At 54.3% G+C, this 13,161-nt stretch carries 8 protein-coding genes and 1 pseudogene; 7 read left to right on the top strand and 2 right to left on the bottom strand.

Going from position 1 to position 13,161, the window contains the following annotated elements; genetic code table 11:
- Genes IV01_RS18660 through IV01_RS18670 form a run of 3 tightly spaced genes read left to right on the top strand, consistent with a single transcriptional unit; the run spans window position 1 to window position 4,023 of the window.
- A complete protein-coding gene (locus IV01_RS18660) occupies window positions 1–1,521 on the top strand; it encodes a tyrosine-type recombinase/integrase (protein ID WP_032627065.1) in 1,521 nt (506 codons plus the stop codon).
- Complete coding sequence (locus IV01_RS18665) at window positions 1,499–3,619, top strand: hypothetical protein (RefSeq protein ID WP_229636099.1); 2,121 nt, start codon at window positions 1,499–1,501, stop codon at window positions 3,617–3,619. Before IV01_RS18660 ends, IV01_RS18665 begins: the two co-directional genes overlap by 23 nt.
- Window positions 3,620–3,660: 41 nt before the next feature.
- Window positions 3,661–4,023 (top strand): hypothetical protein, encoded by a 363-nt coding sequence (locus IV01_RS18670; protein WP_229636098.1) that lies wholly within the window; start codon window positions 3,661–3,663, stop codon window positions 4,021–4,023.
- Between the two features lie 104 nt (window positions 4,024–4,127).
- On the opposite strand, the gene IV01_RS18675 is transcribed toward IV01_RS18670, so the two are convergent.
- A complete protein-coding gene (locus IV01_RS18675) occupies window positions 4,128–4,577 on the bottom strand; it encodes a hypothetical protein (RefSeq protein WP_032627059.1) in 450 nt (149 codons plus the stop codon).
- A gap of 85 nt (window positions 4,578–4,662) precedes the next feature.
- On the opposite strand from IV01_RS18675, the gene IV01_RS18680 reads away from it, so the two are divergent.
- Window positions 4,663–4,944 (top strand): helix-turn-helix domain-containing protein, encoded by a 282-nt coding sequence (locus IV01_RS18680; protein WP_032627057.1) that lies wholly within the window; start codon window positions 4,663–4,665, stop codon window positions 4,942–4,944.
- Between the two features lie 375 nt (window positions 4,945–5,319).
- Here IV01_RS18680 and IV01_RS0124720 read toward each other — a convergent pair.
- Window positions 5,320–5,604 (bottom strand): annotated as a pseudogene (locus IV01_RS0124720) (IS3 family transposase); the annotation flags it as partial.
- A 230-nt stretch (window positions 5,605–5,834) separates the two neighbouring features.
- Between IV01_RS0124720 and IV01_RS0124715 the strand changes: the two are divergent.
- From IV01_RS0124715 to IV01_RS18690, 3 genes are read left to right on the top strand one after another with little or no spacing between them, the layout of a single operon-like run.
- Entirely contained in the window at window positions 5,835–9,656 is a 3,822-nt protein-coding gene (locus IV01_RS0124715) for an NACHT domain-containing protein (protein ID WP_050507322.1), read from the top strand.
- Window positions 9,643–11,940, top strand: coding sequence for an AAA family ATPase (locus tag IV01_RS18685; RefSeq protein WP_032627055.1), 2,298 nt, complete (start codon window positions 9,643–9,645; stop codon window positions 11,938–11,940). The genes IV01_RS0124715 and IV01_RS18685 overlap by 14 nt, the downstream gene beginning before the upstream one ends.
- 2 nt (window positions 11,941–11,942) lie before the next feature.
- Window positions 11,943–12,884 (top strand): HNH endonuclease, encoded by a 942-nt coding sequence (locus IV01_RS18690; protein WP_027923155.1) that lies wholly within the window; start codon window positions 11,943–11,945, stop codon window positions 12,882–12,884.
- Window positions 12,885–13,161: the final 277 nt, after the last annotated feature.

Genomic DNA, 13,161 nt, shown 5'->3' with positions numbered 1-13,161 from the left:
GTGACCAAATCAGCCGATCAAGAACAGGCTTCACCCTCCTCCTCTTTTCCGGCCTACGTGTTCGAGGGCCCGGCTCAGGTTGCGATTCGAACACGCACCAATGACCAGCCAAGATACGTCGATACTCGACTTGACGTTTGGACGTGGTACGACGGCGGGATGAGTATGAAAATAGATTGGACTGCACTTCAGTTCAGTGCTGAGCTCATGGCAATTAGTAAAAGCTTTATGGCTTATGCGCTTGAAAAATATGCACCAAAAACCGCGCAAATGTTTGCAAATTCCCTCCGCACTCTATCTAGTACTAAACTAGCAAATGGTCTTCCCTGGGATAAGACCGTTCTAATTGCAGTTCTTGATGGCTTAAAAAAATCAAGACACGATCTTGTGGGGTTTCGTAGGTTTTATCGTTGGGCTATTGATAGAGGTATTAAAGGTTTTGATCTAAATACTTACCTGATAATCAAAGATGCAAGGTCAGCTCGGGTGGATCCGTATGCGCGAATTTTTCTCTCGCAGTCTGGCTTAGAACTTGATGAGGAAATTAGGTTGCTCAAGCGCATTGATCGAGAGTTTTCAACTGACTCTTGGGAGGAAGTGCAGTTTAATATAGTGCTTCACTTGGGTTTCGAACTCGCACCACGCGCGATTCAATTCCATTCGCTGGACATTGCGGATTTTGAGTTCATTGAAAGCGCTGATCATGAGCAGTACTACACCCTGTGGCTACCCATGGCCAAAAAGGTCGGCCAGCGCAGACCTGAGCGACGCCCCCGCAAAGTCACCACCCGGTTGGGTGAAAAAATGTTACGACATGTATCGGAAATGCAACGCCGCTTTGGGAGCGACTGCGAACCATTATTTGTAGGTCCCAATGGAAGACGCCTGTCTGTAATTGAAATCGGTGTAGGCCTCAAACACGAGCTGCGTGAAGCCGGGATAGACAAGCCGAACCAGGTAACCATGTTGCTGCGTCATCACCTCGGGCAAGGTTTGGCGGACCAGGGAACTCCGGCAGACATGATTGCCGAACTGCTCGGCCACAACAGCACGGTTGCGGCGCGTGCTTACGTAACGGCAACCCCCAACATTGCCCGGATCAAAGAGAAAGCACTCGGCAAGAGTCCCGCGTATCAACGCATTATGCGCAGTCTCTTGACCGGGGAAGTCGTGCAACGCCGCGATACTGCTACCGAAAGAGCGATCCGCGGCGTGGTCGACACACAGTACATCGGGGACATCGGTGCATGCGCCCTCCCGGTTCATACGCACTGCCCCTACAATCCCGTGTATGCCTGCTACACCTGCAAGAAGTTTCACCCCTTTGCTGACGGCCGCCATGAGCAAGTGAAAGAGGCGCTGCAACGAGAAGCCCAACGGTTCATAGACATGGCGGAACAAGCCGGTGACCTCATACACAACCGGCCTCTCGCTCAGCATCAAACAACCATCCTGGCGGTAACCGCTACGATAGAACGCTGCCGGCAGCACATGGAGGATGTCGCAGATGACACCGTCTAGGGCAAGGCAGAGTCTCGAAAGTTTCATCAAGCAGGAACAAGCGATTTTTCAGTCGTTGCCAATTTCGTCCCCGTGGGCGTCACCGCTATGGGACGTCGGAAGTTGGTTGCCACTGCGGAATAACCAACATGCTCTTACCTTCGACACGCATCGGCTAGCCCTTGAGAAGACAGGCTATTCCGCCCCACCTAAGGGACCGCTCCCCTTCATTTTCCAAGATTTTAGTAAAGCCTTGATTGTGTATTTGCAACGCACTCGAAATCTGAAGTTCTCGATGGCGGCTGCATATAATATCGCCGTCCGGCGACTGTACAATCCCTTGTTTGAACGCGACGTCTCCGACCCCGCACAGTTGACGCGAGGCGACTTTGATCGCGTCGTCGGATTTCTCCGCGAAAGTGGTTATAAGAATCTCTACGACGCGATCTCTCACCTTCAAGTAGTAGCGGATACGATTGATAATTTGCAATTAACCGAGATCGCCATCCACTTTGAGCATGATGCCAAACCAGAAAAGCGTCGGCACGATTACATTTCATTGCACGATCCAGATCGCGCAGTAAAACATCGTAAATCTGATGACAGGTTGCCATCTCGCGAAGCAATGGAAGCTTATGCCTTGTGTTCAAATAATCCGCTTAGTGAGGGCGAAGAAATCCTACTGCGTGTAATCGATTTGTTGATTGCGACTGGGCAGCGGGGTAATGAGGTAGCCGTAATTCCCTATGACTGTTGGGTAGAAAGACCGATCAAAGGAACGACAGGTCAGGTAGTTTTAGATGCCAATGGCAAGCCCCTTATCGAATGTGGAATCAGGTATTTTGCGGAAAAGCAATTTCAATCCCGTGTTCATTGGTTCGCAGAAAGCGACGTTCCTTTAGCGAGGCGCGCGGTAGAACGACTGAAGGTTCTAACGCAAGAACAGCGGGAAATCGCTAGGTGGCAAGAAGCCCATCCAGGACGTGTCTGGGACTACTCACCCTCTACAGTAATTCCAGAGAGTCAAATCCTGCGTTGGCTCGGTTTTAGCGAAAAAAACCCAGCTAGAAATCTGTATTTATACCTTTCTCGCAACGGAATTCACCCATACGACGATGAGACAGATCATCGATCTACGCAAGCGATAAAGAGACGATACGTGGCCGGTGATATTGAGCGTCTGATCTTCCCCAAGCTTCGTGGCCATGCGGCGTTAACAGAAAATGTTGGAGGCTCTCTTCGTTATATCCTTAAAACCAGCGAAACGCTTGCAATTGCTTTTGATGGTCAATTCCGCTTCGGTGGGCGGGAAGCAAATGTGTTTCGCGCAATCCCGCGTCGGGTGACCCTCGCGGATATTAATCGCGCGTTAGGTCATGATGAAAATTACCCTTCCATTTTTTCACGTCGGTCATTGACCGAGTCAGATGGCACTCCGATTAGGGTAACAAGCCACCAACCCCGACACTGGCGAAACACTATTTATGATCTGACCGGCATGAGTGATGTTCAGCAAGCATTGGCCTTAGGGCGCAAACGCCTCGACCAGAATGTCTACTACCAACACACAAGCATTGAGGAAAACACTGCTGCGCATCACCAGTTCTTGGCGTTCAATAGCCATCACGAGCGCATCGATTTTCTGCATACAGGCATAAGAGATAAACGCATTCAGGGCGCGTTAACCGACAGTTACCATGCGTTGCTGTCAGATAAAGGCACGACAACTGCAGAAGCATTCCTCACCGTACACGCCACGGCGCTACACGTAACACCCTTCGGAGGTTGCATTCACGATTTCTCCCAAGCGCCCTGCCCTAAGCATCTTCAGTGCTGGAATGGCTGCTCGCATCTCCATCTGATGGGCACTCCATCGGAGCGGGCCAACCTTGAGAAACAAGCCGAGAATTTGACGACGGCAATCACCATCATGCGCGATTCCGGCGCCGGAGAGGCAGGTAGCGATGTATGGCTGATGGACCAGGAAAACAAGCTCAACAATTTAAAATCCGTCCTCGCACGCGATACCAATGTAGGTGTGCAACGCGTATTTCCGAATGGGCATCCAATGACGATTGCGGACACGGACAAACGGCACAGCTCTGTTTCAGATGATTAGAGGCGACCATGGCTCATCGACAGACCTTGAGAGGGGGGACCTTGGATGAGGCGATCGACGCCCTCCTCGCCCAAATGATTAGCTTAGGACTAGAGAACGCGCCTATTTCGCGCCCCGAAGTGCAGCGTCGATTGGGTCTGACTAGCCGAGCTACCTTAGTGGGGGACCGTGGGAGGCGAATCGAGTTCGCCCGTATCGCACAACTCAAGGAGAGTGGGAGAGATCCGGACGGTGCCCGCCGCCGAAGAAGCCTCGAAGAACGTATTGCTAAGCTGCAGGCGGAGAATGCCGACTTGATAAAGCAGCGAGACCAGCTCTATGAAGCACTGGCGGCAATTGCGCACAACTGCCTGCTGAAAGGATTGGATGTCGAAAACATACTGACTCCGTTGCGGAAACGGTAAGTGGCAGAAAGGTTGCCAACGCCGCCAACTGACTCGGCGGGCAGGCTAGATTGCCTAATCGCTAACGCGTCGAAGATGCCGTTAACCGTTCGAGCGTGTTGGTCTCATGCTCGCCGAGATGCCGGTGTAGCGGAAAAAATGATACGAGGATTTTGCAAATCGGATGTGCTGGACCCCAAGGCCTCAGTGTAGGTATGCCCTCCCTCCAGGCTATACACGTAGGCCGCCTCCTCACTGGTGTTATCCACCATTTCGCGCACCTCTAACAGCCTCTCCATCTTCCACCCGTCACTTCCGTTCAGATAAGCCGGTGAAACCAACTGCACATCCAACAGCCAGATGTCTGCTCCCTGTTCGTTAAGTAGCTTCTCAAGCGCTGAAACGCTGGGAAGCATAACCATACTAGTCAACCCTTCACCGCCTTGTTGTCGCCCTACTCTGACGTAAAACCAGGGACAATGAGTGGTCTGCTCAACGTACTGCCAGTACTGGGTAGAGTCATCACCCAGGTATGCGCCGAGGAAAATCTCTGCTGGTTTGTGAGTGATGAACATAGCTCCACCCCAAAAGTGAACACTATAGATTGTAGCTCTATAGAGCTCGCGAAGGCTTCATCGTTCCTTTTGCGAGGTCGGCAATATGGAACTGAAACAGGCTTTTGGCGCGGCCCTGAAAAAGCTGAGATCGGAGAGAAAGCTTTCCCAGGAAGATTTCTCCGACGTCAGTAGTCGTACCTATCTGAGCACCCTAGAGCGCGGTCTGAAGAGCCCTACGATCGAGAAGGTAGACGAGCTAGCATCTGTAATGGACGTTCATCCGCTGACCATCCTCGTAGGCTGTTATTTGCTTCAGGAAAATCCGATCACGCTCGACGAACTGTTTTCGCGAATTCGAACGGAACTGCCAAGCGAGATGAAATGAACATCTGACGGATTACGTTCCATAAGCAAAGGGGATCAACGGAAGACTGTGGGTTGTAAGGCTTGTGCTAGCATCCAATTTGATCCGAAGATCGAGGTCAGCAGCGATGAAGCACCCAGTAAAGCCGGAAAATAGCCTCTCTGAAATTTTGGAAGGTAAACGGAAACGCCGTGATGCGTTAATGCTTGCCGTTAGCCTTGCTTCGCCGTCCGAGCTAGAAGAATCTGCTCAGCGTTTGAAAGAGGTGATGAAAAAACCTGCTGGAGCGCGACGTCAACGCGTTCCCCCACCAGAGTTCGCACGATAGGCAAAGGTTCGATTTCTACCCTCCTTAAATAACAGCGCTACCGCGTCGATCGCGATGCTCTGTAGTGGTCAACTAATCCCGGACACGACGTTAAGTTTTTTCTCGGCCTGAGCTGGGGCCAGACCGTCGTTGAATTGACACGACCGAATCCAGTTGTACCGATGCATCAGATAATGATTCATCTTTCGGTGCGCTTCTTGTGTCGTCATGTTACCCACGGTTGGTATCCATTCAGTTTTCAAGCTGCGAAACACACGCACCATCGGCGCATTGTCCCTACAGTTTCCACGACGGCTCATGCTTCGGCGCATGCGGTAACACCCGAGCCGTTGGCGAAACTGGCGGCTGCCATAGACGTCAGGCCAGTTGTTTCTCAACCTTTGTCAAATCCGCTTTAAACTGCTTGAGTGTCTGCTGGTCATCCTCCAAGGATGTTGAGCCAGGACTGCAATGGCAATACGATTGGCAGGTAGCTCCGACCTTCACAAGTTTCCATCCCGCCGATAACAGGCAGGACAAGTGCTCTTAGACCGCTAGCCGATCTCAATCAGCTGATTACCCAAAATTTTTGCAAGGACGCCAGATGCCTCCAGTACCGCTAACCCGGCATTTCCGTCTGATTCCAGACGCCTATCAGAAAGATGATCTACCTCTAGGCGAACTGTGGCTGGGATCTTCACACGGTGAAAATCAGACGTGGAAGGTGCTCTTTACGGAGTACCGGGTGGTCATCCTCGCCGAGGCCGGAGCTGGTAAAACCTACGAGCTACAGTGGGCCGCAAACCTACTGCAAAACCAGGGCAAAGCGGCATTCTTTATCCGGGTCGAAGACATAAGCGACCGCTTCGAGACAGCCTTCGAGATAGGCACCGCAGAAGCATTCTCGGCCTGGCTATCAGGTACGGATGAAGCCTGGTTCTTTCTGGACTCAGTGGATGAGCTTCGCCTGACAGAAGCGAGAGCCTTTGAGCAGGCCTTGCGATATTTTGCCGATCAGGTTGGGCCAGCCAGCCAACGTGCCCATGTGTACGTGTCAAGCCGACCCTATGCCTGGCGGCCGCAACTTGATCGTGCCCTTTTGGAAGAGTTACTCCCCTTTGCCCCGCAGACGACGTCGCTCGAAACCGATGGCATCGATGATCCCGCAGAAGATACCGAGGTTGCGGCTGAGCACTACACTACCCAGACAGCCGATGACCCGCTGTCCGCCCTGCGCCTTTATCAGTTGACCCCGCTGAGCATTAACGACATTGAGATTTTTGCCCAGCACAGCGGCGTCTTGGACCCAACCGTGTTTCTGGAAGAGCTGGAGCGCGGTAACCTTCTCACACTCGCTGGGCTTCCCTTTGATTTGCGCGATTTGATCGGCACATGGAACGCCGAGCATGCTCTTGCGAACAGGCTAACGATCCTGCAGCAGAGTATCGCCCGACAACTTGATCAAGCCGCCCGGGATCTGCCGACTCTCACGCGGTCTCGCCTCGAAGAGGGTGCCGAACTCTTGGCCATAGGTGTTGTATTGACCGGCATTTCGAGCCTGCGGATACAAGAAAGTGGCTCTGAGGCAGCTATCAAACCGGACACCTTACTCCAGGAATGGTCCTGCGCTGAGCTCAATGCCCTGTTGATGTGCGGAATTTTTGGCGAGCCCGTCTATGGCGAGGTTCGGTTCCGCCATCGCGAAATAAGAGAATTGCTGGCAGCGCGCTGGATCAGCAACCATCTGGGAGTCGAGGCGAATCGCAGCGAAATTGAGTCATGGATATTTCGTCGGCAGTATGAGCAGACGGTACTGAGTGCACGCATGCGTCCGCTGCTGCCTTGGTTGATTCTGCTCGACGAGAGCATTCGAAACAGGGTCACCCGTGACTACCCTGATGTTGTGCTTGAAGGAGGGGATGCTGCAGTACTGCCTTTTGCAGCTCGAGGAGAGACATTGACGCGAGTGATTGAACAGATCACTGATGCAAATTCATCGATTCGGGGACTGGACAATGACGCCATCATACGAATCGCAGGCCTAGATCTTGAAGCCCTGACCCTCGAGCTGATTGGCAAGCACGCGAAGCATGACGACGCGATTTTCATCCTGGGTCGTTTAGCCTGGCAGGGCAAGATGCTCCGATGCGTGGAGCCGCTGGCGAACATCGCTGTCGAGTCCGGCCGCGGCCTGTATGCTCGGATCGTGTCGGTGAGAGCGGTGGCAGCACTGAGTGATACTCAGCGCTTCCTTCAGCTGTGGCAAGACATCTTGGCATGCGAAGGATCGGTTCCGCGAGGCGTCTTCTCGGAACTGGTTTCGTATGCACCCAGCCAACAGGAGTCGAGCGAGTTCATCCTGCAGACTCTTACTCGATCAGGAAAGCATGACGGATATGACGCAAGCGGACTCACTTCCAGCTTGGCCGATTTCGTTAAACGGCTGGCCTTGAGCGGTAAGTCTAACGCACTTGAGCTACTCCATGGGTTTGCCGAGGGCTTGCTTGGACTTCTGAAAAAGACGCCGCATATAGAACGGGGTGACTGCGCTGTTTCGAAAGAGTATCAGTGGCTGATGCCCACCGCCTTGCTCTGCGTCGAACACCTGATTGCTGTGCGCGCTCCGGCCGCTTTGTCCTCGACATCATTGGCCCTCCTCTCGGCGGTACCTGCCCTTCTCCACTGGCAGGGTGCCGAGCTTCAAGAAGCGCGGAAGACGTTCGACATGCTAGTACCCCAATGGACCGAATTGAATGACGCGTTGTTTTGGTGGACTGTCGCCGAATGCCGGAAGAAGACCAAGAGGACTGGCCAGCCGCTCAGGGATGATTGGCCGGTGACCTGGCCAGGGCATTTCTGGTCGTTCGATGAAGCCAGTTTCCCCAGAACATTGGCGTGGATAAATCAGCGAGCTCAGGAAGATGACCGTTACGTAGCCCTTGCCCGGGCTTATCGGACCTATAGGGAAAATAGCCAGCCGCAGTGCTGGTTGGATCAGTTGCTTGTCGCTACGCACGACCATACCGGGCTAAAGGCCACCCTTCAGGCGTGGCTCAACCCTCCACCAGACCCGGCAACCTTGAGCCTCCAAGCACAAGAGCGTAAGCACCAGCAGCTCTATGCACGGCGTAAAAAAAAGCGGAGTAAGGACTGGGACGCCTTCGTCGCTCGAGTGAAGGATAACCCGAAGATTGTACGTCACCCGCCGGGTCTTAAAACGAACGAATTGAGCCAAATCCAGTATCACTTGATGGAACATATCCGAGCAGGCAATGGCCTATATAAGCGATCCGAGGGAGCTAACTGGAGTGTACTGATTCCAGAGTTCGGCAACGAGGTGGCCGGGGCTTACCGCGATGCTGCGATTGCGTTCTGGCGTGCTTACCAACCAGATACTCGTTCAGAAGGCGCCGCGCCGAATAGCATCCCCGTGGCGGTGATGTTTGGCCTGGCCGGCCTTGAAATTGAACTTGAAAGCGAGAGTGCTATTGCTCACTTGACTAACGCGGAAGCGGAAGCTGCACTGCGATACGCACTTTGGGAGATCAATGGTTTTCCGCAATGGTTTGAACCGTTATGCCGGCTGTATCCCCTTGCGGTGACGAACGTCTTGCACCCGGAAATTCAATGGGAACTGCAGAGTAGCCTGCCCGAGCAAAACTCCTACTATGTGTTACACAACTTGGTGTACTACGCTCCAGGGTTGCATGGTGCTTTAGCTCCGGCAATCTATGAGTGGATATCGAAGCATCAGGTCGTAAACCATGACTGCTTGAACTACTGCCGACTGATCATGACCGCCGGGGACATATCAGCTACGCGGATAGCAGGATTGGCGGCGGCTAAGGTTAGCGACCCTTCTACCCCCCCTCAACTACTGCCGGTCTGGCACGCCGTCCGAGTGCACGCCGACCCCTATCTGGCGTTACCACCTCTTAAGCATACATTCCGCTCGCTTTCCGCGACAAAGGCCGAGCGCTTCGGCGAAGTCTTCAGTGTAGCGCTGCTGGGCGGAAGACGTGAGACGGTCAAAGGTAACGGCAGATTCCAGACACCGAGTATCCTGAAGGATTTGTATTTGCTGGTGCATCGCGTGGTCCGCGCCAGAGATGACCTCAATCGGGCTAACACCGGTGTGTACTCCCCAACGCTGCGTGATGATGCACAGGATGCCAGGGAGCGCCTGTTCGGCCTGCTTAGCGAATTACCTAAAGAGGCGACTTACCGAACCATTCTCGAGCTTGCCGTTGCGCACCCGGATCCCCGTTTTCGTGCTTTTATGCGCGCATCTGCTCTGCAGCGCGCTACGGTAGATGGGGATCTAGCATTGTGGAGTGAAGATGAGGTCGCCAATGTTGCGCGTCGTCTGACGGTGATTAACGCCGTCGACACTTCTTCGCCGGAGACCCCCTGTGCAGTACTTTGAGCGGCCAAGCCAGCCTCCCGCGATTCTGAAGTCACCGCTAACCCAGGCATCGCGCAAATCGATGCTGGAATACTGGCTGATTGAGCCCGGGCGACGGTCGCAAACCAGTGTCCCCATCATTAGCGTCAATGAAGACGAACACCTCCTGCGTGAAGCGTTGGCAAACCTGAATAGGCAGCGATGCGCGTTTTGTGAGGCCAGCGATCGGCTGGAAGTGCATCGCTTCCGGCCCGCTGGTAATGCCTTGCCCATGTCTCGGTCCAGTGACGCCCACCTTTACTACCTCTGGCTAGCAGATGCCTGGCAAAACCTTTTCCCCATCTGCCCCGGCTGTGTACCGATTGAGCCCCAATTTGCGGTGCGAGGAAGTCGCTGCCCGCTACCGACCCGTGAGCAGGTTGAGGCCTATGTGAACAGCGGAGATGGTCTCTGGCAGTTTGGCATGCCTAGCGAAAAAGCCATGCTCCTCGATCCCACGGAAGTACGCCAGTTTGCCGGCCACCTCATTCCGGCCTTGGATGGCGGTTTACTGCCCGGCTCGACACGAGGAGCGTACACCATTGCCCATTTCGACCTGAATCGGGGGGAGCGACGTCACCAGCGCTATATCACCTACCAGCAGCGCCTGGAGGAGCTTCGCAGCTGTACCACACCCTCAGACCTGTCGAGGATCGATCGACTGGTCGACTTTGCAACTCTTGAGTTTGGCGGGACGTGGTACCTGCTGCTTCGTCGGCTACTCAACCATCTTCCTGTCAATGGAATCGTGCGTAACCCGACGCCCAAGCAGGTTGGTCCCGCGCTTCGCCGATGGGCGAAAGCCCGGGACGCGGCGACGCTCTTGGCGCAAGCACACCATATGCTGCAACGCGAAGATGCGAGGCTGCACGCAAGCGACAAACAGGCGATGGCGCCCGAGCCGGTCGTCGAATCGATCACCGCCATCCACATACGCAATTTCAAAGCAATCGAGCAGCTTGATCTTAAGTTCAAGGGGGCACCGGCGCGGTCGCTCGCGCGCAGTGAGCCTCTGGCCCCTGCCTTGGTGATTCTGGGAGAAAATGCCACCGGTAAGAGCTCCATACTTGAAGCTGTCGCGTTGACGCTAGTCCCTGCAGCAGTTCGGAACGCACTCAACATATCGTTGGCTGAGCTGGTCATGGATCCTGCCCAGCTCGGCGTGGACGGCGGTGATCAGGCGACTCGTGCACAGATTCGTATCGAGCTATCCAATCAACACTGGGTTGAGCTGACCATCGACCAGCAAGCCCACGGCCACTCCAGCAACTTAGATAACCAGCAAGTCCCTGTGTTTGCCTATGGCGCGTTTCGTAGATTCACCCGAACCAGCCAGCGAACAAGCCCGCATGCCCATGTCCGTAATCTGTTCGACGGCAACGTGCTGTCAAATCCTGAGCCTTGGCTAAGGCATCTTAGACAAGATCGATTCGACATGGTGATTCGTACCCTACGCGAAGTGCTGGCAATAGATGGCGATTTCGATGTAATCCAACGCGCTCAGGAGAGCGATATCCTGTACATGGTGACGGCCATCAGCGAACCGGACGGCGCGTTCCGCTTCAATCGTACCCCGCTGCACGCTGTGTCTTCCGGGTATCGCTCAATGCTGGCAATGATCTGTGACATCCTCAAAGGGCTCATGAACGCAACTATTTACCCCGGCTTCGAAAGCTTTCAATCGGCCCGAGGGGTCGTACTGATCGACGAAATCGAGGCGCACCTACACCCACGCTGGAAGGTCCAAGTCATGTCTCGTTTACGTGCAGCCCTGCCAAGCATGACATTTATCGTCACCACCCATGACCCGTTGTGCCTGCGGGGCATGGAGCAAGGCGAAGTGGTGGTGCTGCAGCGCATCGCTAGCGCTGATAGCCAGGCGCAGCGCCAGATGCCGATCACCATTGAAAGCATGGCCGACCTGCCCCCGGTGGCCGATCTGAGGCTTGAGCAACTGCTCACCTCTGACTTCTTCCAGATGCTATCTACCGATGATGCGCATGCTGACCGTCGCTTAGCGAGAATCGCCGATCTGATGGCGGCACACGCTAATGGTGAGTTGAGCGCGGAGGATGAGCGAGTGTTGCAGGACTTCAATGAAGATATCACTAACGCCCTTCCAATTGGCTCGAGCGAAGTACATCAAATTGTCCAACTGGCCGTGGGTGAATACCTGGCGAAACGCCGTGCCGCCAGTAGCCAGCGGTTGCGGAATTTGCGGCAGGCAGCCAAGGATCAAATTCTGTCTGCCCTAGAGAGGCTTTGAATATGCGTCCCGTTGACCGATTTTCAGTGCCTCCCCCCTCCTCGCTGCTAGCAGGTGGCGCTGGACCTCTGGAGTTAGATGATGCCCGCAGCCACCGCGCCACTGCGCCGGTCCCAGGCACAAAGAAGAAGGAATTTAAGTACAAGGCTTACAAAGGCGCCGATGTGCGACAGGCCTTGGAGAAACTGTTCCACGGCAAGTGTGCCTACTGCGAGACCTACTATGCGGCCTCTGCCCCAGTAGATATCGAGCATTACCGGCCCAAAGGTGCGGTGGCGGATGATGTCGCGCATGGTGGTTATTGGTGGATTGCCATGCAGTGGGAAAATCTGCTGCCGTCGTGCATTGACTGCAACCGCAAACGAGGTCAGGTTCTGGCTAATGCATCGAATAGCCTTGTAGTGCTGGCGGGCACGGCTGCGACAAGGACCCGACAAGCAGGCAAGAAAGATAGCTTTCCGCTCGCGGACACGGGCGTGCGCGCCACGGCAGAGACCACTAACTTTTCCAGAGAATTGCCGCTACTCATCAATCCTTGCGAAGATGATCCTGCCACGTATTTAGCGCATAGCATCGATCCACAGCTGCCCACGGGTTTGATCGTGGCCGTAGGCAATGCGCAACAGCAAGCGCGCGCCAATTCGTCTATTTACGTATATGGGCTGAACCGCCTGAAGCTGTTCCAAGATCGCAACCGCGTGTTACGGAAATTACAATTCCTCGGTGATTTGGTCACTGAACTGGCTGAGTCGATCACCGCACTGGAGGAACCCGCCACACAGCGCATATTGGAGGGTACGCCTGCGGCAGGTGTCACCACACGACTTCGCCTTCTCCAAGATCGCTTGCTCACCGAATTGAAGGCTGCCACCGCGCCGGAAGCTCCTTATGCGTCGATGGCCAGCGCTTGGCTTGCACAGTTCACGGAAGAGCTGCTCTTGTAAAGCGTTCAAAACCGCTGTCAACTACCGAACCAGATAGTAGTGCCACTTCTAGTTTGTCGACAAATACATAGGACGATTACCACAACTAACGAACGATTTTTCCACTGTCGCACAACAGCAGGTTTAATCGCCGAGGTTAGGTTCAGGCAGAAGCAATTGTTCGCGAGGCGAGCCACGCACGCCCCTCAACTATCAACATTTGTGCGGATTTCCAAGAGCGAGGTAAGCGTCCGGCGAAGGCACTTGGCTGAGTTGGTCTACGACGATGATCAACTCG

The organism is Pseudomonas syringae, from assembly GCF_000737245.1.
GTDB lineage: Bacteria > Pseudomonadota > Gammaproteobacteria > Pseudomonadales > Pseudomonadaceae > Aquipseudomonas > Aquipseudomonas syringae_J.
Note: the sequence above shows the minus strand (reverse complement) of the source record. Positions and strands in the feature narration are given on the sequence as shown.

Coding starts and splice junctions, on each gene's coding strand:
- IV01_RS18690 (WP_027923155.1), top strand. CDS start 11,943: ATGCGTCCCGTTGACCGATTTTCAGTGCCTCCCCCCTCCTCGCTGCTA.
- IV01_RS18680 (WP_032627057.1), top strand. CDS start 4,663: ATGGAACTGAAACAGGCTTTTGGCGCGGCCCTGAAAAAGCTGAGATCG.
- IV01_RS0124715 (WP_050507322.1), top strand. CDS start 5,835: ATGCCTCCAGTACCGCTAACCCGGCATTTCCGTCTGATTCCAGACGCC.
- IV01_RS18665 (WP_229636099.1), top strand. CDS start 1,499: ATGTCGCAGATGACACCGTCTAGGGCAAGGCAGAGTCTCGAAAGTTTC.
- IV01_RS18675 (WP_032627059.1), bottom strand. CDS start 4,577: ATGTTCATCACTCACAAACCAGCAGAGATTTTCCTCGGCGCATACCTG.